Source organism: Rhizobium sp. YIM 134829, assembly GCF_046546455.1.
On record NZ_JBKHKI010000007.1, the window covers coordinates 57,481 to 80,233 of the forward strand.

22 protein-coding genes are annotated in these 22,753 nt (G+C 66.2%); 8 read left to right on the forward strand and 14 right to left on the reverse strand.

Features of this window, described 5'->3' with window-relative positions; all coding sequences use genetic code 11:
- Position 1 precedes the first annotated feature (1 nt).
- The gene (locus tag ACLE20_RS13755) at positions 2 to 1,231 is read left to right on the forward strand and encodes an SfnB family sulfur acquisition oxidoreductase (protein ID WP_410940880.1); all 1,230 of its coding nucleotides are present in this window, start codon (positions 2 to 4) and stop codon (positions 1,229 to 1,231) included.
- Between the two features lie 34 nt (positions 1,232 to 1,265).
- Complete coding sequence (locus tag ACLE20_RS13760; protein ID WP_410940881.1) at positions 1,266 to 2,630, forward strand: LLM class flavin-dependent oxidoreductase; 1,365 nt, start codon at positions 1,266 to 1,268, stop codon at positions 2,628 to 2,630.
- Positions 2,631 to 2,735: 105 nt separating this feature from the next.
- Here the strand turns inward: ACLE20_RS13760 and ACLE20_RS13765 are convergent, their stop codons facing one another.
- The 12 genes from ACLE20_RS13765 to uxuA all read right to left on the reverse strand — a co-directional run bounded on the left by ACLE20_RS13765 (position 2,736) and on the right by uxuA (position 14,800).
- The gene (locus ACLE20_RS13765) at positions 2,736 to 3,350 is read right to left on the reverse strand and encodes an RBBP9/YdeN family alpha/beta hydrolase (protein WP_410940986.1); all 615 of its coding nucleotides are present in this window, start codon (positions 3,348 to 3,350) and stop codon (positions 2,736 to 2,738) included.
- Between the two features lie 92 nt (positions 3,351 to 3,442).
- Complete coding sequence (locus tag ACLE20_RS13770) at positions 3,443 to 4,351, reverse strand: ABC transporter permease subunit (protein ID WP_410940882.1); 909 nt, start codon at positions 4,349 to 4,351, stop codon at positions 3,443 to 3,445.
- The gene (locus ACLE20_RS13775) at positions 4,348 to 5,145 is read right to left on the reverse strand and encodes a taurine ABC transporter ATP-binding protein (protein ID WP_410940883.1); all 798 of its coding nucleotides are present in this window, start codon (positions 5,143 to 5,145) and stop codon (positions 4,348 to 4,350) included. Before ACLE20_RS13775 ends, ACLE20_RS13770 begins: the two co-directional genes overlap by 4 nt.
- Positions 5,146 to 5,214: 69 nt before the next feature.
- On the reverse strand, positions 5,215 to 6,228 hold the full coding sequence (gene tauA, locus ACLE20_RS13780; RefSeq protein WP_410940884.1) for a taurine ABC transporter substrate-binding protein: 1,014 nt from the start codon (positions 6,226 to 6,228) through the stop codon (positions 5,215 to 5,217).
- A gap of 205 nt (positions 6,229 to 6,433) precedes the next feature.
- Positions 6,434 to 7,087 carry a methionine ABC transporter permease gene (locus ACLE20_RS13785; RefSeq protein ID WP_410940885.1) on the reverse strand — a complete coding sequence of 218 codons (654 nt, stop codon included), beginning with the start codon at positions 7,085 to 7,087 and terminating at the stop codon, positions 6,434 to 6,436.
- Positions 7,068 to 8,150: a methionine ABC transporter ATP-binding protein gene (locus ACLE20_RS13790; RefSeq protein ID WP_410940886.1), complete on the reverse strand. Its 1,083-nt coding sequence runs from the start codon at positions 8,148 to 8,150 to the stop codon at positions 7,068 to 7,070. The genes ACLE20_RS13785 and ACLE20_RS13790 overlap by 20 nt, the downstream gene beginning before the upstream one ends.
- Positions 8,151 to 8,221: 71 nt before the next feature.
- Positions 8,222 to 9,052 carry a MetQ/NlpA family lipoprotein gene (locus tag ACLE20_RS13795; protein ID WP_410940887.1) on the reverse strand — a complete coding sequence of 277 codons (831 nt, stop codon included), beginning with the start codon at positions 9,050 to 9,052 and terminating at the stop codon, positions 8,222 to 8,224.
- A gap of 292 nt (positions 9,053 to 9,344) precedes the next feature.
- Entirely contained in the window at positions 9,345 to 9,884 is a 540-nt protein-coding gene (locus ACLE20_RS13800; RefSeq protein WP_410940888.1) for a flavin reductase family protein, read from the reverse strand.
- A 309-nt stretch (positions 9,885 to 10,193) separates the two neighbouring features.
- Positions 10,194 to 11,360: an FMNH2-dependent alkanesulfonate monooxygenase gene (gene ssuD / locus ACLE20_RS13805; RefSeq protein WP_410940889.1), complete on the reverse strand. Its 1,167-nt coding sequence runs from the start codon at positions 11,358 to 11,360 to the stop codon at positions 10,194 to 10,196.
- 146 nt (positions 11,361 to 11,506) lie between these two features.
- Positions 11,507 to 12,943 (reverse strand): FAD/NAD(P)-binding protein, encoded by a 1,437-nt coding sequence (locus tag ACLE20_RS13810; protein ID WP_410940890.1) that lies wholly within the window; start codon positions 12,941 to 12,943, stop codon positions 11,507 to 11,509.
- Between the two features lie 153 nt (positions 12,944 to 13,096).
- On the reverse strand, positions 13,097 to 13,318 hold the full coding sequence (locus ACLE20_RS13815; protein ID WP_410940891.1) for a hypothetical protein: 222 nt from the start codon (positions 13,316 to 13,318) through the stop codon (positions 13,097 to 13,099).
- 291 nt (positions 13,319 to 13,609) lie between these two features.
- Complete coding sequence (uxuA, locus tag ACLE20_RS13820; protein ID WP_410940892.1) at positions 13,610 to 14,800, reverse strand: mannonate dehydratase; 1,191 nt, start codon at positions 14,798 to 14,800, stop codon at positions 13,610 to 13,612.
- A 151-nt stretch (positions 14,801 to 14,951) separates the two neighbouring features.
- Between uxuA and ACLE20_RS13825 the strand changes: the two genes are divergently transcribed.
- The 3 genes from ACLE20_RS13825 to ACLE20_RS13835 are packed head-to-tail and all read left to right on the forward strand — an operon-like array spanning position 14,952 to position 17,158.
- The gene (locus ACLE20_RS13825) at positions 14,952 to 15,656 is read left to right on the forward strand and encodes a FadR/GntR family transcriptional regulator (RefSeq protein ID WP_410940893.1); all 705 of its coding nucleotides are present in this window, start codon (positions 14,952 to 14,954) and stop codon (positions 15,654 to 15,656) included.
- A complete protein-coding gene (locus ACLE20_RS13830) occupies positions 15,649 to 16,428 on the forward strand; it encodes an SDR family NAD(P)-dependent oxidoreductase (RefSeq protein WP_410940894.1) in 780 nt (259 codons plus the stop codon). Before ACLE20_RS13825 ends, ACLE20_RS13830 begins: the two co-directional genes overlap by 8 nt.
- Before the next feature lie 28 nt (positions 16,429 to 16,456).
- Positions 16,457 to 17,158, forward strand: coding sequence for a D-lyxose/D-mannose family sugar isomerase (locus tag ACLE20_RS13835; RefSeq protein ID WP_410940987.1), 702 nt, complete (start codon positions 16,457 to 16,459; stop codon positions 17,156 to 17,158).
- Positions 17,159 to 17,176: 18 nt separating this feature from the next.
- Here the strand turns inward: ACLE20_RS13835 and hutF are convergent, their stop codons facing one another.
- On the reverse strand, positions 17,177 to 18,541 hold the full coding sequence (hutF, locus tag ACLE20_RS13840) for a formimidoylglutamate deiminase (RefSeq protein ID WP_410940895.1): 1,365 nt from the start codon (positions 18,539 to 18,541) through the stop codon (positions 17,177 to 17,179).
- A 112-nt stretch (positions 18,542 to 18,653) separates the two neighbouring features.
- Here hutF and hutC point away from each other — a divergent pair, with 112 nt between their 5' ends.
- A complete protein-coding gene (gene hutC, locus ACLE20_RS13845) occupies positions 18,654 to 19,355 on the forward strand; it encodes a histidine utilization repressor (protein WP_410940896.1) in 702 nt (233 codons plus the stop codon).
- A 24-nt stretch (positions 19,356 to 19,379) separates the two neighbouring features.
- Here the strand turns inward: hutC and ACLE20_RS13850 are convergent, their stop codons facing one another.
- A complete protein-coding gene (locus ACLE20_RS13850) occupies positions 19,380 to 20,666 on the reverse strand; it encodes a cytosine deaminase (protein ID WP_410940897.1) in 1,287 nt (428 codons plus the stop codon).
- Positions 20,667 to 20,930: 264 nt separating this feature from the next.
- On the opposite strand from ACLE20_RS13850, the gene ACLE20_RS13855 reads away from it, so the two are divergent.
- Both ACLE20_RS13855 and ACLE20_RS13860 read left to right on the forward strand, forming a co-directional pair.
- On the forward strand, positions 20,931 to 21,959 hold the full coding sequence (locus tag ACLE20_RS13855) for a four-carbon acid sugar kinase family protein (RefSeq protein WP_410940898.1): 1,029 nt from the start codon (positions 20,931 to 20,933) through the stop codon (positions 21,957 to 21,959).
- 4 nt (positions 21,960 to 21,963) lie between these two features.
- Positions 21,964 to 22,662 (forward strand): FadR/GntR family transcriptional regulator, encoded by a 699-nt coding sequence (locus tag ACLE20_RS13860; protein WP_410940899.1) that lies wholly within the window; start codon positions 21,964 to 21,966, stop codon positions 22,660 to 22,662.
- Positions 22,663 to 22,753: the final 91 nt, after the last annotated feature.

Sequence of the window (22,753 nt, forward strand, 5' to 3'; positions counted from 1 at the left end):
CATGGCTGACCGCGACCATCCGGCACCCGCAGCCGCCCCGAAGACGCGGCCGCATCTGATCACCTCGGACGAGGAGGCGATCGCCGTGGCAGAATCCTTTGCCGGCGAACTGCGGACAAGCGCATCGGAGCGTGACCGGGATCGCCGCCTGCCCTGGGAGGAGCTCGACCGTTTTGTGTCAACGGGTCTCTGGGGCATCAGCGTGCCCAAGGCCTATGGCGGAGCGGGCGTCTCCTCCGCAACGCTCGCCCGGGTCACGGCACTTATTGCCGCCAGCGACGGATCGATCTCGCAGATTCCGCAGAACCACTACTACTCGCTCGAAGTGCTGCGGGTCGGCGGCAGCGAGGCGCAGAAGCGGTTCTTCTACGACCGCGTGCTGGCCGGCGAACGCACCGGCAATGCTCTCGCCGAGACAGGCGTTCGCGACTTCAAGCGACGCACCCGGCTGATCCGCGATGAGACCGGATTCCGGGTCGACGGCACGAAATCCTATTGCACCGGCGCGATCTTCGCCCATTGGATCCCGACGCTCGCGGTGGCGGGCGAGGGGGCGGAGGCGAAGACTCACCTGGTCTTCATCCCGCGCACCGCGCCGGGCGTGACGGTTCTCGACGATTGGGACGGGTTCGGCCAGCGGGTCACCGGCAGCGGCACCGTGCGGTTCGAGGCGGTGCCGGTCGAGGAGCAATGGATCGTCCCCTTCCAGGCGTCCTTCGAGACGCCGACGACCATCGGTCCGCTGGCGCAGATCATCCATGCGGCGATCGACCTCGGGATCGGCGAGGGCGCTTACCGTGATCTTCTCGCCTTCGTGCGAAGCCGCGCCCGACCCTGGATCGATGCCAAGGTCGAGACCGCCGCGGAGGATCCGCTGACGCTGAGCGAGATCGGCCAGGTGCGGGTCAAGCTGCGGGCCGCGCAGGCGCTGCTGCGCCGTGCGGGACTGGCTGTCGATGCGGCAATGGCGAAGCCTGACGAAGACAGCGTGGCCGCCGCGTCGATCGCCGTTGCCGAGGCGAAGATCCTATCGACCAAGGCCGGGCTGCTTGCGGCTAACAAGCTTTTCGAGCTCTCAGGGACATCCTCGACGATGGCGGGCGACAATTACGACCGGCACTGGCGCAATGTCCGGACCCATACGCTCCACGATCCGGTCCGCTGGAAATATCAGGCGATCGGCCAATACTATCTGAACGGCCGGCTTCCGCCGCGCCACGGCGCACTCTGAGCCGCGGTCCCGTCCTGCAACAGTGAAGTCCCGCATGTCCTCAAGAAAACAAATCCTCCTCAACGCCTTCAGCATGAACTGCGTCGGCCATATCAACCACGGCCTCTGGACGCATCCGCGCGACCGGTCGCAGGATTATACCCGGCTTTCCTACTGGACGGATCTGGCCCGGACGCTGGAGCGCGGCCTGTTCGACGGGCTGTTCCTGGCCGATATCATCGGCGTCTACGACATCTATCAGGGCTCGGTGGACCTGACGCTGAAGGAATCCGTGCAGCTCCCGGTCAATGATCCGATCCTGCTCATCTCCGCCATGGCGGCGGCGACGCAGAATCTCGGCTTCGGCGTCACCGTCAACACCAGTGTCGAGGCCCCCTACAGTTTCGCGCGGCGCATGTCGACGCTCGACCATCTGACAGAGGGCCGCATCGGCTGGAATATCGTCACCGGCTATCTCGACAGCGCGGCCCGCGCGCTCGGCCAGACCGGCCTCGGCGAGCATGACAACCGCTATGACCGCGCGGACGATTATCTCGACGTGCTCTACAAGCTCTGGGAGGCGAGCTGGGCGGAGGATGCCGTGGTGCGCGACAAGGCGCGGCGCGTCTTCGCCGAGCCGGCGCGCGTTCGCCCCATCCACCATGAGGGACCCTATTACCGCTGCGAAGGCTATCATCTGGCCGAGCCGTCCCCGCAGCGCACGCCTGTACTGTTCCAGGCCGGCACCTCCGGGCGCGGCCGCCAGTTTGCCGCCCGCCATGCCGAATGCATCTTCATCGGCGCCACCGACCCGGCCGCGGCCGCGCGCACCGCCAAGGCGCTGCGGGAGGAGGCGGTGGCAGCCGGGCGCCGACCGCACGATATCAAGATCTTCGTCGGCATCACGGTTGTTCCCGGCCGCACGGCGGCGGAGGCGCAGGAGAAGCTTGCCGACTATCTCGATCACGCCAGCCCCGAAGCGGGGCTCGCCCACTTCTCTGCCGGAAGCGGCCTTGATCTCTCGCGCTTCGAGCTCGACGAGCCGATCGACTATTCCCCCGGCAATGCGATCCAGTCGGTGACGCAGCTCGCCCGCCAGAAGGGCTGGACCAAGCGCCAGCTTCTGAAGGAGCTGGCGATCGGCGGCCGCTATCCGCTGATCGTCGGCGACGGGGCGGAGGTCGCCGAGCAGCTGATCCGATGGGTCGACGAAGGCGATATCGACGGCTTCAACCTGACCCGCACCGTCGTGCCGGAAAGCTATGTCGATTTCATCGACATCGTCGTGCCGGAGCTGCAGAGCCGCGGCGCCTACAAGACGGCCTATGCGGAGGGCACGCTTCGGCGCAAGCTCTTCGACCAGGGCGACCGCCTTCCATCTTCCCACGCCGGCAGTATCGAGGCTCGCAAACTCGCGTGACCGAGCGGCGCTGGCTCAGTCCTGCGTCAACGCCTTGGCTTGGCCGGCAAGACCGTCAGTCTCTGGTCGAGCGGGCCCGATGCGATGTCTGTTGCTGAAGGTCTGTCAGGAGCCCAGGCGGGAGCGCGGAGAGGATTGGCTCTGGATGACGCCGAGCGGCACCGAGATGGCGGGCCGCGGCGGGCGGAATGACGCGCGCAGGCGATCGAGGAGGGCCTGGCCCTGCGACCAGCGGCCAAAGCCGCTGGCGATGTTGATATGGCCGACATGGCCGAGATCGGCGAGATCGCTGCCCCACAGCTGCGCATAATGCCGTGCCGCGTCGAAGGGCATATAGGGGTCGTTGCGGCTGGCGACGACGACGCTTGGAAAGGGCAGGCGGCGGGTCGGCATGGTCCCGAACCGCACGATACAGGGATGGAGCGCCTCGACATGGTCGAGATCGGACGGCGCCACAAGCAGCGCCCCCTTCACCTTGGCGGCCGAGAGACGATCGGCCAGATTGGCGGCGAGGATCGCGCCGAGGCTATGGGCCACCAGCCAGACCGCGTCGAGCCCACTCAGCGCATCCTCGAGGCGGGCGAGCCAGTCTTCAAGCCGGGGACAGGCCCAATCCTCCTGGATCAGCATGCGCGCCCCGGGCTGCTCCGCCGCCCAATGCGCCTGCCAGTGGCCGGGCGGCGAGCCGTTCAGGCCGGGGAGGATCAGCGTATCGACCAAAGCACCTTCGGACATGACTCAAACCTTTCCAACCGGGCGTTTCGGACTTGCCTGAACGATACTGCGGCCCTACCGCACGCGCCGGTGCGGGATCATCGGTCGCGGGAGGGATTGGCCCAGGGAACGAAGCGGCGTTCGATCCAGCGGGCCAGCCATTCGAGCGCGAAGGCGACGATGGCGATGACCGCGATGCCGGCGATCACGACATCGGTGACGAGAAATTGCGCGGCCGACTGGATCATGAAGCCGAGGCCGCGGGTGGCGGCGACCAGCTCGGCGGCAACCAGGGTCGACCAGCCCGTGCCGAGCGCGATCCGCACGCCGGTCAGGATACTCGGCAGCGCCGCGGGAACGCGCACGCGCAGCAGCACCTGATGCGGCCTGGCACCGAAGGAGCGGGCGGCATTGACGAAGTCCTTCGGCACGGCCCTGACGCCGGCGCTGGTCGACAGAATGATCGGCGGCAGCATGGAAAGGGCGATGACCGTGATCTTGGAGGCTTCCCCGATCCCCACCCAGATGATGATCAGCGGCAGATAGGCGAGCGGCGGCAGCGGGCGAAGGAATTCGACGATCGGATCGAGCACGCCGCGCCCGACCCGGCTGGTGGCGATGAGCAGGCCGGCGGGCACACCGATCACCAGCGAGACGGCCAGCGCGCCGAGTACCCGACCGAGGCTGGCGCCGAGATGTTGGAAAAGCGTCGAATCGACGAAGCCGGTGGTGATCAGCGACCAGAAGGAGCTCGCCACCACGATGGGGGAGGGCAGGAAGACCGGCGAGACGGAGCCATAGGCGGACGCCGCCCACCAGGCCAGAAACAGCGCCAGCACGGTGAGGAGCGAGATGATCGTCGTCGGAATGCCGCTCCGGCCAGTGCGGCGCTCTGTTGCGGAGGACTCGGAGGGTGCCGGCTCAATGACAGTGGGCCCGATGATGGAGGATGAGCCCGTCGTCGCGTCCGTCTGCTGGTCGCTGGCGTGGTCTGCAAGGGCGCTCATGCCGCAACATCCTCGTCCTGGTCGGCATGGATCAGGCCGGTCAGTTCGTCATGCAGGCTGCGGAAGCGGGCGGATTGGCGCAGCTGGCGCGGATCGGCGCCGTCCAGGATCTCGGCGGCGAAGCGCGTCTCGAGAATGGTGCCGATGCGGCCGGGATTGGGCTGCAGCACGACGATGCGCGTGGCGAGCAGCAGGGCCTCGTCGATCGAGTGGGTGATCAGCAGCGCGCCGGCGCGGCTCGCCTTCCAGATGTCGAGGACGAAGAGCTGCAGTCGTGCCCGGGTCAGCGCATCCAGCGCGCCAAGCGGCTCGTCGAGCAGCAAAAAACGCGGGTCGGCCGCCAGCGCCCTGGCGATGCCGACGCGCTGGCGCATTCCCCCGGAGAGCTCCCAGATCCGCCGGTCGCCCGCATCCTTCAGCCCGACGCGGGCGAGGAGATCATCGGCGACCTGCCGCCGCTCTTTGGCGCCGCTGCCCTTCAGCGCCAGCGGAAAGGCGATGTTGTCGCGGGCGGTCAGCCAGGGATAGAGCGCATCGTCTTGGAAGACCACCGCGCGGTCTGCGCCAGGCCCCGTCACCACCGCGCCGTCGACCAGCACGGATCCGGATGTCGGGCGCTGGAAGCCGGCTGCGAGGTTGAGAAGGCTCGTCTTGCCCGACCCGGACCGGCCGATGATCACCACGAACTCGCCGCTCGTGACCGAGAGGGTGATCCGGTCGAGCACAAGATGATCGGCACGCCCCTTCGCCGAATAGGCGAGACTGACGGCGTCGAAGAGCAGGCGATTGGTCATGGGAGGCGCGCTCCTTGAATGGGCAGAGCGGCGCCGGCCGACGTTCAGCCGGCGCCGCGGGTTTTCGCATCAGAAGGAAAGCTTGGCGGCGTCCTTGACCCAACGCGGCGAGACATAGCCGCTGTAATCGTCGAGAACGCTCGGGATCTTGCCCTGCTCCTTGAGGAAGGCCGAGGTGGCGGCCACAGCCTTGACCGTGCCGCCGCCGAGCAGCGCCTCGCCGGCCTGCTCCTCGAGCGTCGGGAATTCATAGCCCTTCAGCAGCGCCGGCACTTCTTCGGGCTTGGCGCCGGTCAGCTTGGCGATCTTCTCCGCCTGCGGCGAGCCGGCACCCCATTTGTCCGGATTGGCCCGGTAGTCGGCTGTCGCATTGCCGGTCACCTTGACGAAGGTGGCGACGAGATCGGGATGCGCCTCGGCAAAGCTCTTGCTGACGATCCACGCATCGAAGGTCGGGCCGCCCCATTTGGCGACATCGGCGGAGGTGGCGAGAACCTTGCCGCTCGTCTTGATCTGCGAGAGGACCGGATCCCAGACATAGGCGCCGTCGATATCACCGCGCGACCAGGCGGCGGCGATTTCCGGCGGGCGCAGGTTCAGGATCTCGACGGATTTCGGATCGATGTTCCAGTGCTTGAGCGCGGTCAGCAGACTGTAATGGGCGGTGGAGACGAAGGGCGTGGCGATCTTCTTGCCAGCCAGCTCTTCCGGCTTGGAGATGTTGCGGACGGCAAGCGCTTCAGCCTCGCTGATCAGCCCGACGAGGGCGATCGTCTCGATCGGCAGCTGCCGGCTGGCTGCGGCCGCCAGCGGCGAGGAGCCGACATAGCCGATATCCAGCGAGCCGGAGGCGATGGCGGCGATGACATCGGCGCCGCTGTCGAACTTCTGCCAGTTGATCGCCGCCTTCGTCGCCGTCTCATAGGTGCCGTCGGCCTGCGGCACGCGAGAGGGCTCGACGATCGGCTGGTAGCCAATATTGATGGTCACATCGGCGCTGAAGGCGCTTCCCGCGCTCAGCATCACGGCGAGGCCGGTGCCGGCGGCGAATTGGGCAAAGCGGCGGCGGGTCAGGGCAGTCATTGTGGGGCTCCTCAGGGGTTCAGCAGAGGACCGCAGCTTAAATTGTCGATGCAATTTATAGAGAGACAGCACCGCACGGACCGCAGCTGTTTCGACCGGTTCATTCTAATTTGCTCCGGCAGCGCGGAATGGGTTTCCAGCCGCGCGCAAGACGCGCGGCCATGCGCGGCCGCCACCCTGACGGGCGGCCGCTTGGCTCAGCGCGTCACCGCCGTTCGAGGCGGGCCACCAGCCAGTCGCCACCCCATTGAATCAGGCTGACCAGCACAATGAGGACAACGACCACCGCCACCATGACCGCGGTTTCGAAGCGCTGATAGCCGTAGCGGATCGCCAGGTCGCCAAGGCCGCCGGCCCCGATCGCGCCGGCCATGGCGGAGGCGCCGATCAGCGTCACCAGCGTCACGGTGAAGCCGGCGACGAGACCGGGCAGCGCTTCCGGCACCAGGACCTCGCGCAGGATGGTCCAGCGATTGCCGCCCATGGCGCGCACGGCGTCGATCAGGCCGCGATCGATCTCGCGCAGCGAGACTTCGGCGATCCGGGCGTAGTAGGGCGTCGCGGCAATGGCGAGCGGCACGATCGCTGCCCAGGTGCCGAGCGCCGTGCCGACGATCAGCCGCGTCAGCGGGATGAGGGCGACGAGCAGGATGATGAAGGGGACGGAGCGGAACCCGTTCACCACCGCCCCGAGGGTGCGGTTGAACCACAGATTTTCGGCAATGCCGCCCTTGGCGGTCGCGACCAGAGCGAGGCCCAAGGGCAGGCCGGCCACGAAGGAGATGGCGCCGGAGGCGAGCGTCATCAGCACCGTTTCCCAGAGCGATTTCAACAGCAGGTTAAACAGGATTGGCGACATGGCCGAGAACCTCCAGGCGCGCACCCTGCGCGCTCAAGTCAGAAAGGACGCGATCGACGAGTGCCTGCTCGCCGGGCAGGCCGAGAAAGAGGCGGGCGACCGGTTGCGACTGGATCTGCTCGATGCCGCCATGGAGAATGCGCACACCCTCGGGGGATAAACGGGCCAGCGTTGCCTGAACGCCGTCGACCACCGCTTGCCCTGCGGCGTCGAGGCTGAGGATCGCCGTGCTGCCCGAAGCCGGCTCGCCGAGACGGGCGGCGAGCGTTTCCGGGAGCTGAGGGCGGCTGCCCTGCAGCAGGCTGCGCGTGATCTGCGCCTGCGGATCGGAGAAGACGCGCCAGACAGGGCCTTCCTCCACGATGCGGCCGGCATCGATCACCGCCACCCGGTCGGCCACGGCGCGCACCACGTCCATCTCATGGGTGATCAGCACGATGGTGAGCCCGAGTTTGCGGTTGATGTCGCGCAGCAGAGCGAGGATCGAGCGGGTCGTCTCGGGATCGAGCGCGGAGGTTGCTTCATCGGACAGCAGCAGGGCCGGCTCAGCGGCGAGCGCCCGGGCAATGCCGACGCGCTGCTTCTGGCCGCCGGAAAGGGCCGCCGGATAGGCGCTCGCCTTGTCGGCGAGGCCGACCAGATCGAGAAGCGCGCGGGCCCGCGCCCGGCGCTCTTCGCGTGCCAGGCCGGCGATCTTCAGCGGCAGGGCGACGTTCTCCTCCACCGTCTTGGCGGAGAGCAGATTGAAATGCTGAAAGATCATGCCGATCCGGCGGCGCAGCGGCTGCAGGGCGCGTTCGGTGAGACCTGCGATCTCGGTGCCTTCGATGCGGATCGAGCCGCGGTCGGGTCGCTCGAGGCCGTTCAAGCAGCGGATCAGCGTCGACTTGCCGGCGCCGCTGCGGCCGATAATGCCGAGGATCTCGCCCTTGCGGACCTCGAGAGAAATGCCGTCCAGGGCCTGGACGGCGTGGAATCGGCGGTGGACATCGTGAAGCGCGATCACGAGATCATCGGCCGGCCCGGTCTGGCCGTTGCCCGGCCGGGAAGAAAGCGTGGTCATGGAGAACTCCGGAAACAGGAACGAGGCGGCAGGAGAACCGGCCGCCTCGCAGAGCTGAGAGGGATGAAGGCTCAGTAGGCGGCGAGGCCCGTGCCCTTGTAGACCTTGTCGAACACGGCCTTGACCGTCTCGTTCTGGTAGGAGGCAACGAGGGCCTTGACCCATTCTTCCTTCTCCGACCCTTCCTTGACGGCAATGAAGTTCCGATAGGGATTGTCGGCGATCGGCTCCTGGGCGATCCGTTCGGCCGGGGTGAGGCCTGCCTTCAGCGCCCAGTCGGTGTTGACGACGGCGGCGTCGAGATCGTCGATCGAGCGGCCGACGATGCCGGCATCGAGTTCCTTGATCTCGATCGACTTCGGGTTCTCGACGATGTCGGCGATGGTGGCGAGAATGCCCGTGCCGTCCTTGAGCTTGATCAGGCCTTCATTCTGCAGAACCCGAAGCGCGCGGCCCTCGTTCGATGGATCGTTCGGCACGCCGATGGTCGCGCCGTCCTTCAGCTCGGCGACCGACTTGGCGGTCTTCGAATAGAGGCCGATCGGCCAGACGCCCGTATAGCCGACGGGGACGATCTTGTAGCCGTGCTGCTTGATCTGGTTGTCGAGATAGGGCTTGTGCTGGAAGGCATTGGCGTCGATCTCGCCGCGCTCCAGCGCTTCATTCGGCTGGGTGTAGTCGTTGAAGACGACGGTTTCGATCTTCAGCCCGCGCTTGGCGCCTTCTTCCTGTACGGCGCGCCAGACATCTTCATCCTCGCCGCTGATGATGCCGACCTTGATCTCCTTGTCGGCCGCGATGCTCGCCTGCGGTGCCGCAAAGGGTGACAGCGCGACCGCGAGCGTGGCGCCGAGGAGCGCGCGACGAAGGAGGGAGGGTGTATTTCCGCCTGTGTGTGTCATAGTTTTTTCCTGTGGTGGTTCGGTCCAGAAGACCATTCGAAGATGCCGTATTGGAGCGCGCATGACGAAGGATGAACGCCTGATCTTCCTCGCAGCTGCGAAAATCCCGTCGTCGTTTCCGGTCTCCCGCGCAATTATTATCTACTAATTATATATAGTACTCCGCTGAGCTGGCGCCCTGTGCGTCAATCCTGCATGTCCACACAATCCAAAGAGTAAAGCCCGAAGGCTAGACCAGCCACGGGCTTTGAAGGATGATTGTGAGCTGGCTCAGGAAGGCGCGATTGAGGGATCAGCCAAGCCGGTGATAAGCCCCGTCGACATAGGCAAGCGAGACGCCCTCGCCGGTGCGGACCCCGACGACCCGGCCGATGACGAGCACGTGGCTGTGCCGCTCAATTGCCTCTTCGACTTCGCAGTCGATGGCCGCCACCGCATCCTCGAGCAGCAACGCGCCGGTCAGGAGGCTCTGCCAGGCGCCGCCCTGATAGCGATCGACGCCCTTCAGCCCGCCAACGCCCGCAAACTGATTGGCGATCGTCTGGTGCTCCGGACCGATGATGTTGACGCCAAAGAAGCCGTGCGCCTCCAGGACCGGCCAGGTCGAGGAGCTCCTGTTCAGGGAGACGAGCATGCGCGGCGGATGCATGGAGAGTGCGGTGGCCGAGGTGACGGTCGCGCCGGTGCGGGCGTCGCCGGTGCCGGTCGTGATGACGCTGACCCCGCCGGCCAGCCTCCGCAGCGCGGCTTTCAGCGCCTGGGGATCGGCATCGGGTCGAGCCTCGGGGTCCTCGGCATGCAGCGGGATCAGGGGCGCGGTCTGGATGTTCATCGGGTTCACACCTCAGGTCGGAGGGAGGGATGGAAAGCAGGGACGGACGCGGCGCGGTCGCCTCGTCGCAGCTCATGCGATCGAACAGGGGCTCGATCCTGTCCGGTGAACGGGTGCCCACCGGACGGGCTCTGGTGGTCTGATTTTGACATTTGCTACCGCTTGCTGAGCCCTTGAGAGCAAATGTCAAAATCACAAAGACCACTAGCTAAGTTTATGTTTCGAGTGGAATTTACGAATTTGACATTTGATCCTCGAGATCGCCGCGGGTGGGTATCAAATGTCAAATTCATTCCACCAGCCGGCCGGTCAGGAGGCGGAAGCGGTCTTGACGTTGCCGCCGTGACCGCCGCCGCCGAACAGCTGATGCTCGCCGAAGGAGGAGCGGATCTGGCCATGCGGCCCGGGGAGACCCAGCTCCGGGAAAAGCAGTTCCGAGACGCGATAGGCCTCCTCGAGATGCGGATAGCCGGAGGCGATGACCGTGTCGATGCCGAGATCCTGATATTCGCGCAGCCGCGCGGCCACGGTCTTCGGCGAGCCGACCAGTGCCGTGCCCGCACCGGAGCGAACGAGGCCGATGCCGGCCCAGAGGTTCGGCGAGACTTCCAGCTTGTCGCGCCGGCCCTGATGCAGGGCTACCATGCGCGCCTGACCGACGGAGTCGGAACTGCGGGCAAACACCTGCTGCGCGGCGGCGATCGTCTCGTCGGAGAGCTTCGCGATCAGCCGGTCGGCGGCAGCCCAGGCTTCCTCGTCGGTTTCACGTACGATGAAATGCAGCCGGATTCCGAAGGTCACCGCCTTGCCATGCGCCTCGGCCGCCTTGCGGACGGCGGCGATCTTTTCGGCCACCTGCGCCGGGGGCTCGCCCCAGGTCAGGTATTTGTCGGTCAGCCCGCCCGAAAAGGCGATGGCCGCATCGGACGAGCCGCCGAAATAGAGCGGCGGGCGCGGCTCCTGCACCGGCGGCAGGCCGAGTCTCGCATCGATTGCCTTGATATAGCGGCCGTCGAGATTGGCCTTGCCGGTCTCGATCAGGGCGTTGAAGACCTCGAAGAATTCGCTCGCATGGTCGTAGCGTTCGTCATGCGGCAGGAAGATGCCGTCGCCGGCGAGCTCCTGGGCGCTGCCGCCGACGACGATGTTCAAGAGGAGGCGACCATTGGACACGCGGTCGAGCGTCGAGGCAAGGCGGGCGTAATAAGCCGGAGACGCAACGCCGGGGCGGATCGCCACCAGGAATTTCAACCGCTCGGTATGGGCGGCAAGATCGGCTGCCAGGATGAAGCTCTCTTCACAGGCGACGCCGGTCGGGATCAGAACGCCGGAATAGCCGAGGCGGTCGGCCGCCTTGGCGATCTCGCGGAAATAGGCGGGATCGGGCTGCCGGCTGAGATCATCCGAACCAAGATAGGCGCCATCTCCGGACGACGGAATGAACCAGAGGAAGTCGAGTGGCGTGTCGAGGGCCATGAGTAAAGTCCTGATGAAGCGGAGGAGCCGCTGACTGAAACAGCCCCGACCATGCTGAAACTCTATCAGATCTATAAGGAATGATATTCCAATGATAGCCGAAGACCGGGAAGAACCATGCGCGTATTTGCCTCTGCCTGAGCGGCTTATGCGGCACTCGCGCCGAGCGCGCGTCGCGCAACACGGTCGCGCAGCTGTCCGGCGATGAAGACCGCGTGCTCCGTCACCTGCGGAAGGCCCATTAGCTCGCCGAAGGTGCCGCGCGCCAGCGGACCGGCGATGAAGAGGTCGTCGACCGGCCCGCCATCGCTTGCCAGCGGATGGGCGTTCCGGTCGCAGAGGATGCCGAGTCCGGTCGGGCAGGGGCGAAGCAGGCCGTCCTCGGCCAGGCCGCGCAGCAGTTCCTGGCTGTCGAGGATGCTGCCATGCGCCGGGCCCGTCGTCACCACGATCGCGTCGACCTCGATGGCACGCGCCTCGCGGACGTGGCGCTCGCGCAGCGTGACGAGGAATCCGTGCGGCGCCCGCGCGACGGCAGACACCGAGCCCGCAACGACCTGCAGCCGCCCAGCCGAGAGTGCGGCCAGGACCGTATCCTCGACCTGGGGAGCAATGCGGAAGCGGTGGACATCCCAGAAGGGGCGAAGATGGCGCACGATCCGCCGCTGCTCGCCGAGCGGAAGATCCGCCCAGACCGCCTGGCCCTGGGCGCGCACGGCATCGATCACGGCGTGCCAGCTCCGCCCTTCAGCGGCGGCCTCGGCGATTGCCCGGCGGATGCGCCGCAGCAGCGCACGCGCCGTGCCGGCCGGCGGCGTAACGAAATCGCCGAACAGCTCCTGGCCGAGCGCCGCATGGCCGCGGGAGCGAAGGCCGCGCCGCGAGAGAGTGGTGATCGGCCCCTCATGACCTTGGCGCGCCAGCGTGGCGATCACATCGGCCGAGGTCAGCCCGTTGCCGAGGATCAGCACGCGATCGTGGGGTTCAACCGGCGCCAGCGCTCCGGGCTTCGTGACGTCCGCGATCAGCTTGGGGTCGTCGCGCACCGCGAGAAGCGCCCGCGGCAGCGACGGCGCGGGATGGCTGACGGCGAGCACGACGAGATCCGCCCGCAAGACATCGCCATCCGCGCCCTTCAGCCTATATCCGCGCGGCTCAGGCGTCAGCTGATCGAGTTCTGTCCGCCAATGTTCGATCCGCCCGGCGGCGAGCAGAGGGGCAACATGGCTCGCGACATAGGCGCCGAAGGTGGCGCGGTGCGGATAGGGCTGGCCGTCTCGACCCATCAGGGCGGCATCCTGCGCAGCGGTGCCGGCGGTCGCGAGGTAGGTCTCGAAGTCAGCCGGTTTATCGGGGAAGAGGGTCATCTTGCCGGCCGGCACGTTGACGCGGTGCGCCGGATCTTCGGTGCTATAGGCGAGGCCCTGGCCGATCACTGCGCGCGGCTCGACCACCACCACACGCGTGCCGCCCGGCAAAGGCTGGCCGGCCGCCAGATGCACTGCCACCGCAGCACCGGTGAACCCGCCCCCGACAATGGCGATCGTCAGGGCGCGATCAGAAGCGAGGGGGCGAGGGGTCATGGCAGGCGCACTCATTCGAAGGTCAGTTTCCGCCGGCAAGAACATGTCTGACCAGTCAGCTTTGTTGAGACGAGATCCGCCTTAGCCCAAGCTTTGGAGGTCGGGCGATGAAGAGACGACATGACCGGCGGTCCGTCACAATCGATCCGAGGATCAGGCGACCGGGACGCTTTCGATGCCCCAGAACTTGGCCTCGTCCACGGCCCGCTGTCCATCCCCCGATGGATCCTGGCGGGTATCGGCCCATTCGGTCTTCACAGCAGCAGTGTCCTGCAGCGTTTCATGTCTCGCGCGACGCCAAGCGCCGAAGAAGTCGAAAGTGAAGAGGCTGAAGCTCATCGGCATATCGGTCTCCACGTCTGGTCGATCGAGCATGCAGTGTCGCGCCAAGCTGAATGAGAGTCAATTTAATCTACTAAAATTCTATTCTATGAAGCGCCACCAGAGCAGTACCCCATTCCGCACTTCTCCGTCTTGGGAGCCGATTGCACTTTCGGCATCCTTTCATCTTCACGCGCTTGGGAGCGCGAAATGCTCCGCCTGGGCCTGGCAATCTTCAAGGAACAGGCCGGATCAAGGATGCGGTCAAGAAGAGCAAGGTGGTGCCTCTGCTCCGCCGGGTGATCGGCGGAGCCTGACGGTCGCCTGCGTTCTCGCATCACTGTCTCAGGCCGCGAGCGTCTGGTCCAGCTGGTCGACGGCGGCGATCACGCCGCGCAGTTCGGCGAGACCCTTCAGCCGACCGATGCAGGAATAGCCGGGATTCACCGTCTTGATCTGGTCGTCGATCAGCAGATGGCCATGATCGGGCCGGAAGGGGATGGTGCTGTCCGCCCGTCCCGCCCGTCTGCGCCGCTCCTCCTCGCGCCGCAGCACCGAGACCAGCGAGACCATGTTGACGTCGCCGGCGAGATGGTCGGACTCGATGAACGAACCATCGGCTTCCGTCTTCACATTGCGCAGATGCACGAAATGGATGCGCTCGGCAAAGCGCCTCGCCATCGCCACCACGTCATTGTCGGCGCGCGAGCCATAGGAGCCGGCACAGAGCGTGATGCCGTTTGAGGGGTGATCGACGGTGGAGAGGAGATGCGCGACATCGGCGTCGCGCGAGACGACGCGCGGCAGGCCGAAGAGCGAGAACGGCGGATCATCCGGATGGATCGCGAGCCTCACGCCGCAATCGGCCGCAACCGGCACGACCTCCTGCAGGAAGGCGACCAGATTGGCGCGCATATCCTCCGGGGTCACGCCGTCGAAGCTGGCGATCTCCGCGCGGATCCCTTCCCGCGTATGGCTGTCTTCCTTGCCGGGCAGGCCGGCGATGATATTGACCTCCAGCGTGGCGATTTCGCTTTCCGACATCGCGGCAAGACGGGCCCGCGCGGTTTCCACCAGGGCCGGCGGATAGTCCGCCTCGGCATGGGCGCGCTTCAGCACGAAGAGATCGTAGGCGGCGAAATCCGCCATGTCGAAGCGCAGCGCCAGACCACCGGTCGCAGTCGGAAATCGGAGGTTCGTGCGCGTCCAGTCGACCACGGGCATGAAATTATAGCAGACGACGGGGATGCCAGCGCGGCCGATGGCGGCGAGGCTATCCTTCCAGCTGTCGATATAGGACCGCCATGCGCCGCTGCGCAGCTTGATTGCCGAATTGACCGGAATGCTCTCGCAGACCGACCACACCATGCCGGCCTCCTCGATCAACCGTTTGTGGGAGAGCACATCCTCGTCGGTCCAGCTGCGGCCGTCATAGATGTGGTGAAGCGCGGAGACAATGCCCTGCGCGCCGGCTTGGCGTGCATGCGACAGCGTCACCGGATCCTTCGGCCCGAACCAGCGCCAGCTTTCCAACATCCCATGCTCCTCCCTCTTATGTTGGACAATAGGGGCAAAAACGAAGCGATTTGGCAAGCAAGATTTCAATTTGCAAAATTAAGGCCAACATATTACGGTCTCTAGGGATGGAGGAAGACTGGTGGCAGGAACGGCTGAGCAGGAAAGGGGTGTGTCTGCGGTCGATGACATGGTCGGCCAGATCCGCAGCCTGATCCGCGCACGCGGCTTGAAGGTGGGCGACGTGCTGCCCGGCGAAGTCGAGCTTGCCGAAATGTTCGGCTCCAGCCGCAACACGGTGCGCGAAGCCTTCCGGACGTTGAAGGCCTATGGCATCGCCGAATCGCGCCAGAAGCTCGGCGCCGTGCTGACCGACCAGCATCAGACCGCCATGCGCGATCTCTTCGCCTTCGCCATGGATGTCTCCGCCGATGCCTTCCAGGACATTCAGGGCTATCGCCGACTGACGGAGATGAATCTCTACGATCTCCTGGTGACAAACCTCTCGCCTGCGACCGTCGCGGCGATCGAGGAGGTGAATGCGGCCATCCGTTCGGCGACAAGCCCCGAGGAGGCCTCGGCGCTCGACTTCCGCTTCCACATGATGCTGGTCACAGCTGCGGGAAACCGGACGCTGACCGAGACCTATGGCATGCTGCAGCCGGTGATCCAGCGGCTGATGATGGCAGGCAAATCCAAGCGCTCGACGCTCGAAAGCGTCTACCGCGAGCACCGCGCGATCCTCGATGCGCTGACCGCGCGTGACCGGATCGGGTTCGCCTATCACATGGACCGACATTTGAGCGCGGGCCTGGTGTTCATTCCGGATGCTGGCGCGGCAACAGACGATGAAAGAGGAGGCGGCGCCGGTGAGTGAGTTTTCCGGAAAAGTGGCAGTCGTCACGGGGACGACCGGCATTGGCCGCGCCTCCAGCCTGGCGCTCGCCAGAGATGGCGCTCAAGTCGTGGCGCTCGGCATCGACCGAGCGGCCAATGCCGCGCTGGCGGAGGAGGGGCGAGACCAGGGGCTCCTCGTCCTCGAAACCGATGTCTCCGATCCCGACGCGGTTCAGGCGGCGATCGATCAGGCCTCTGCGCTTCAGGGGGGTATCGATATCCTCGTCAATGCGGCGGCGATCCATCCCTATGGCGATGCGGTCGAGACCTCCTTCGAAACCTTCATGCGCTGCCTCGCCGTCAATGTCGGCTCGATCCACCTGACCGCGAAGGCCGGCGTTCCCGAAATGCGCAAGCGCGGCGGCGGCGTCATCGTCAACCTTTCCAGCGTCCAGGGCCATGCCTGCCAGAGCGGCGTCGCCGCCTATGTCGCCTCCAAAGGCGCGATCCACGCGCTGACCCGCGCCATGGCGCTCGATTTCGCGAAGGACCGGATCCGCGTCGTCTCGGTCAGCCCCGGCTCGGTGCGCACGCCGATCCTGGAGCTCGCGGCGCGCACGCTTTCCGGGCCGGAGGCGGATGTCGACGACGTGTTTGCCCGCTTCGGCGCCGCCCATCCGATTGGCCGCATCGGCGAGCCGGAGGAGGTCGCCGCCCTCATCGCCTTCCTGGCCTCCGACAAGGCAGGCTTCATCACCGGCAGCGATCACCGCATCGATGGCGGCCTGACCGCCGGCATCGGCGTTCGCTGACATAGAAAGATCGATCATGACGACCAGATTGCTCCGATCCGACATCAACCGCATCCTGCGCGAGGCCGAGGCCTTCATGCTCTCGCACGGCTATATTCTGCCGCCCTTCTCGCGCTGGAGCCCGGAAGAGATGAAAGCGCGCAAGGGCGAGATCTCGGCGATCCTGCGCGCCGGGCTCGGCTGGGACATGACCGATTTCGGCAAGGGCGATTTTCTGAAGACCGGGCTCCTGCTCTTCACCACCCGCAATGGGCGCCTGGAGGATTTGAAGCGCGGCGGCGGCATGGTCTATGCCGAAAAGGCGATGATCTCGCGAAAGGATCAGCTGACCCCGAACCACACCCATATCGTCAAGAGCGAGGACATCATCAACCGCGGCGGCGGCGTGCTGGTGGTCGAGCTCTTCGGCGGCACCAGCGACGCCTGCGACCGACAGAAGGGCACCACCGTCTTCTGCGACGGGATCGAGCGGACGCTGGCGCCGGGCGAGCGGCTGCGACTGTCCCCCGGCGAGAGCGTGACGCTGATGCCGGGCGACTGGCACGCCTTCTGGGCGGAGGAGGCCGATGTCTTCGTCGCCGAGGTCTCGACCGTCAATGACGATACGGCCGACAATATTTTCGAGGATCCCGAGGTCACCCGCTTCTCGGGCATCGAGGAAGACGAGGCGCCGTGGCGGCTCTTGGTTTCCGATTATCCCACCATGCTCGGCACGCCCGACCAGGCATAGCAGAGGGCCGCAGCGTCCCTAGCCGATCTTGCGAAGTACCGCGGCAAAGGCGCGGTCGATCGCCTCATCTTGCGTATGGCGGCGATCCTCGATCCGCCAGCAGCCGGCGATCATGACATCGCGCACCGCCTCAGCACCGAGCGCGAAGATCCAGCGGTCGATAATCTGGTCGCCCCGTGCCTCCGCAAGATAGGGGGAACCGCCGTCGAGCACCAGGAGATCGGCGGGCGCGCCAACTGCAAGGCCGGCGGAGGTCTGGCCCGCCGCCTGCGCGCCGCCTTTGAGCGCGGCCTCGATCATGGTTCGTCCGGCGGAAGAGCCGGCCCCGGCGACCAGTCGGTTGCGCCGGCGATCCCGCAACCGTTGGCCATATTCCAGCAGCCGCAGCTCTTCCGCGACACTGGTCGCGACATGGCTATCCGTGCCGATCGCGATGCGTCCGCCTTCGGAAAGCAATTGGGTGGCCGGAAAGATGCCGTCGCCGAGATTGGCCTCGGTGGCCGGGCAGAGACCGGCCACCGCGCCGGATGCGGCAAGCCGGCTTGTCTCCGTTTCGGTCATATGGGTCGCATGGATTGCGCACCAGCGATGATCAACCGGCAGCTCGTCCAGCATCCATTCGACGGGGCGGCGCCCGCTCCAGGCCAGGCAATCCTCCACCTCTTTTTCCTGCTCGCCGACATGGATGTGGATCGGACCGCTGCCGAGCCCCGCCTCAAGCAGAGCCTGCATCTGCTCCGGCGTGGCGGCGCGCAACGAGTGAATGGCCGCGCCGAGCGTCGCGCCCGCCTCCGCGAAGGGCGTCCTAAGGCTGTCGAGCAGCGTCAGGAAGCCGTCGACAGTATGGAGGAAGGGCCGCTGGCCTGCATGGGGTTCCGCACCGCCGAAGCCACTCTGGGCATAGAAGACCGGCAGGTGGGTGAGCCCGATCCCGGTCACCTCCGCTGCTTTAAGGATGCGCAGCGAGGTTTCGCCGTGCGTGGCATAGACAGCGCCGTCCGCCTGGTGGTGGACATAGTGGAACTCGGTCACCCGACCGAAACCGCCTTTGAGAAGTTCACTGTACAACTTGGCGGCCACGGCCTGCATGTCGTCCGGCGTCAGCAGTCCCGCCAGGCGATACATCATCACGCGCCAGGTCCAGAAACTGTCCTCCGTTGATCCGGCGATCTCCGCCAGCCCGGCCATGGCACGCTGGAAGGCGTGGGAGTGGCAATTGGCCAGCGTCGGCAGAACCGGGCCCTTGGCCAGCGTATCGCCCGGCTCTGGCGCATTCTGGCTGGAGAGCGCGGTGATGGTGCCCTGCGGGCCGATCTCGATCCGCACACCGGAATGCCATCCGTCCGAGAGCAGCGCGGTTTCGCAGAACAAGGCCATGATCATCCCCTCTCATGCCGCTTACTTGTCTAGGGAACTTGTCACGGATCTCACCGTCGGGCAAGCTGCCTCGTCCATGAGTGGCCCTGTCACACTCGCAAAGGCAAAGGAGCAGGCGATGCAGGAGGCAGGTGCGCTGTACGAGCGGGTCAAGGCCGAGATCCGCGCCCGGATCGACAGCGGCGAATGGCCGCCGCAGACGCGCGTTCCGTCCGAGAACGAGATCGTCGCGCGTTTCGGCGTCAGTCGCATGACGGCGCATCGCGCCTTGCGCGAGCTTGCCAGCGAGGGCCTGATCCTGCGCATCCAGGGGCGTGGCTCCTTCGTCGCCCCGCAGCGCCACCGAGTCGGCACCATGGGTGTGCGCAACATCGCTGAGGATATCCGCGCCCGCGGCGGGGTGCATCGGGCGGAACTGGTGCTGGCGCAGCAGGAGATCTGCGGTCCGGATCTGGCCGATGCGCTCGAAATCACGCTGGGCCTGCCGGTCTTCCATTCGATCGTCGTTCACCATGAGGACGAGGTGCCGATCCAGCTGGAGGACCGGTTCGTCAATCCGAAGGTCGCGCCGGACTATCTCTCCCAGGATTTCACTGCCCAGACGCCGAATGCCTACCTGACCGCCGTCGCGCCCCTGTCCCGCAGCGAGCAATCCATCGAGGCGGTGGCGCCGCAGCCTTGGGAATGCCGGCTTCTAGCGATCGGGCGTGCCGATCCCTGCCTGCTTGTGCGTCGGCGCACCTGGTCTGCTGAAAAAGCCGCGACCGCCGTCCGCCTCCTGCATCCGGGCACCCGCTACCGCCTGGAGAGCTCGCTCTAGCTGGCAGTCATTGTGCCGGCGAAACTAGGGAGCGGTGCCGAGGACCGAATCCAGCTCGCGGTAATCGGGCAGCACCGGGTGGATGATCGCGCCAGCGCGGATGATCGTCCGGTCTGCCTGCGGTCGCGCGAAAAGCTCGCCGGCATCACGTGCCCTCAGGACGAGGAGATCCGCGGATGCTCCGGCCTCGATGTGGCCTCGATGCTCGAAGCCGGCGATGGCGGCCGGCACGGCGGAGACGGCGGCAAACCAGTCGGACAGCCTTTCTCGCGGATAGTCGAGATGGCCGATGCGCACGCTCTCGCGCAGGACCTCCATCATGTCGAGATCGCCATAGGCGTAGAAGGGGTCGCGGGTGTTGTCAGAGGCGAGCGCGACCGTGATTCCCGCGGCCTTCAACTCATGGAGCAGCGTCACGCCGCGCCAACGCGGGGTCCGGTTCGCGACCCGGTCCTGCAGGAAGAGATTGCAGAGCGGCAGGGAGACGACGGCAATGCCCGCCTCGGCCACCAAGGCCAGCGTCTCCTCCACCTCCGCCTCCGGACGCATGGCGAGCGAGCAGCAATGGCCGGCGACGACCCGGCCGTCGAAGCCACTGTCGAGGACCCGCCGGGCAAGAAGGGTGAGGCTGCGCGAGGTGGGGTCGCCGCTCTCGTCGATATGCAGGTCGAGATCGAGCCCGTGCCGGCCGGCGGCTTCGACCAGATTGCCGATCGCCTCTTCCGCGCGGTCGAAGAGCGAGATGGCGCCACCGAGCAAGCCGCCGTGAGCCTTTGCCGTACGGGCGATTTCGTCGACCAGAGCCTTGTCCAGCGCGAGATCGGGGCCGCAAAGCGCCACGGCCTGCAGCGCGATCCGCCCGGCCCAACGCTCCCTGACCTTGGCGAAGACCGGCCAGGTGATCGCATGCTGCGGCGGCGCGGAATCGAGATGGGTGCGGATCGCCGCCGTCCCATGCGCATAAGCGGCGCGGAGCGAAAACTCCATGCGCGCCTCGACATCCTCGGCCGTCCAGTGGGCGGCCCGATCGGCGGCCACCGCTTCGAAGGCGCCCTTGAAAGTGCCGTCCGGATTGGCTCGGCGCGGGGTGATATGGCCCTTGTCGAGATGGGTGTGCAGATCGACGAAGGCCGGCAGGACCAGGCCATGATCCGCCTCGATCACCTGCTCGCCCGGCACCGCAGCGAGAGAGCCGCCCTCGGCCAGCGTCTCGATCCGCCCGTTCCTCAGCCGCAGATCTTGAAGAGAAAATCCGGAGGCGCCGGCGAGGCGCGCCTGGCGGATGAGGAGGGGTTCGGCAGCAGACGTCATCTGAGCTCCAGCGCTTCTCGTGGCAGCGCCACCGCGGCGCTTCTCGGCAAGATGGCACGCGGATGCCGGAGGGGAAGAAGAAGATGACGAGGACCGTAGGAATTTTGGTATGGCGCCCTTCGGTGGCGAAATCACCTGTCTTGTGTGAAAGGGCCGCTCAACCATCGCTCGGTGAAGGACAATCTGTCAGGATCGTCGAAAAAACATTGACAAAACAATGGATCCTGTTGAAATACACATGACAACTTCTTTGGGGCAGGGCATTTGCTGGTCATTCTCGCCGACGATCTGACAGGCACGCTGGACGCGGCCGCGCCCTTTGCCGGGCGGGGGCTGGTGACGGAAGTGGTTCTCTCGCCGGCTGCGCTCGACGAGGCGCTGGCGGCCCGCCCGGATGTGCTGTCGATCAACCTCCGCTCGCGCGAGATCGGCGGAGCGGCGGCCAAGGCGGCGACCGAGACACTGATTGCCCGGCTGCCATCCGATGTCACCCTGTTCAAGAAGGTTGATTCCCGTCTGAAGGGGTGGATCGCCGAGGAGCTGGAGGCGACGCCCTTCACCAAGGCCCTGGTCGCGCCTGCCATTCCCGAGTTCGGCCGCATCGTACGGGAGGGTGCGGTTCGAGGATTCGGGGTCGCCGAGCCGCTGCCGATCGCCGCAGTGCTCGGCACCCACGCCCAACGCGCGCTGATCCCGGAAACCGAGAGTGCGGCTGATCTTTCCGAGGCGCTGGAGGCCGGGTTCGCGGCGGGCGTCGATCTGCTGATCGGCGCGCGCGGCCTGGGCGAAGCGCTGGCGCTGCACATGACGGATGGACGTCCGGCCCGGCCTGTCCCCGTGCCGCCGGGCCGCGGCCTCTTTGTCATCGGCTCGCGCGATCCGATCACGCTCGCCCAGATCGAGCAGCTGACGCAGAACCATGCGCTTCAGCACCTGCCGGCCCCGAATGGCGTTCTCAACGCGCAGTCAAGGGCAACGGACGAGCTTGTCCTGGTGCAGGCAGTGGCCGGCGAGACGACAATCTCCTCCGTAAAGGTGTCCGAACATCTGGCGACGAGCGTGCATCCGCGGTTGACTGAGCATGCGGAGACGGTTCTTCTCTCCGGTGGGGCAACGGCGGAGGCGGTTTTGGAGGCGATGGGCATTGCGCGTTTCCGCCTGATCGGCGAATGCCTGCCGGGGCTCGGCATTGCCGAGGCCGGTCCGCATCGCATCATCGCCAAGTCCGGCGGTTTCGGCGGGCCGGACACGCTGTCGCGGATCGCGGCGGCGCTCAAAGAGGGGATCGTCTGAGACCATGGGACTGGAGAGCGGAACCGCGCGCAAGAGCCTGAGCGACCTCGTCTTCGAGCGCATGCACCGCGCCATCAAATCCGGCGCCTACCAGCCGGACGAGCGGCTGCCGACCGAGCATGATCTCGCCGCCGAGTTCGAAGTGTCGCGGCCGATCATCCGCGAAGCGCTGCGGCGCCTGCGCGATCAGGGGCTGATCTATTCCCGCCGCGGCGCAGGCAGCTTCGTCCGTGCGCTCGGGCTCAAGGAGCCGCTCGGCTTCGGCCAGCTCGAAAATGTCGCCGATCTTCTGAACTGCTACGAGTTCCGCTTGACGCTCGAGCCGGCCGCCGCCAGTGCCGCCGCGGCGCGGCACACGCAGGAGAGCCTGGTCGATATTCGCCGGGCGCTGGAGCTGATGCGCGATGCGACGAACCGACAGTCGCACCGGGCGGATGCCGATTTCCAGTTCCACCTGGCGATCGCGCGGGCTGCCCGTAATTCTTATTTCTCCACCGCCATGGAAGCGCTCAAGGATCACATTGCCGTCGGCATGAAATTCCACGGCGCCTCGGTCAAGCGCGATGCCGAAGGTCTCGCCCGGGTCTTTGCCGAACATGAGGCGATCGCCGGCGCGATCGGATCCGGCGATGGATCGAAGGCCGAGGAGCTGATGCGCGCCCATCTGGTCGGCTCGCGCGAGCGGCTGTTTCCGACGCAATAGTTTTCGAGGTCATCAAGAGGAATGGCGGAACGACAAGGGGCGCCGCCGGTCCTCGCTCAACCGGCAGCGCCCCTCGGACCGACTTTTTGAC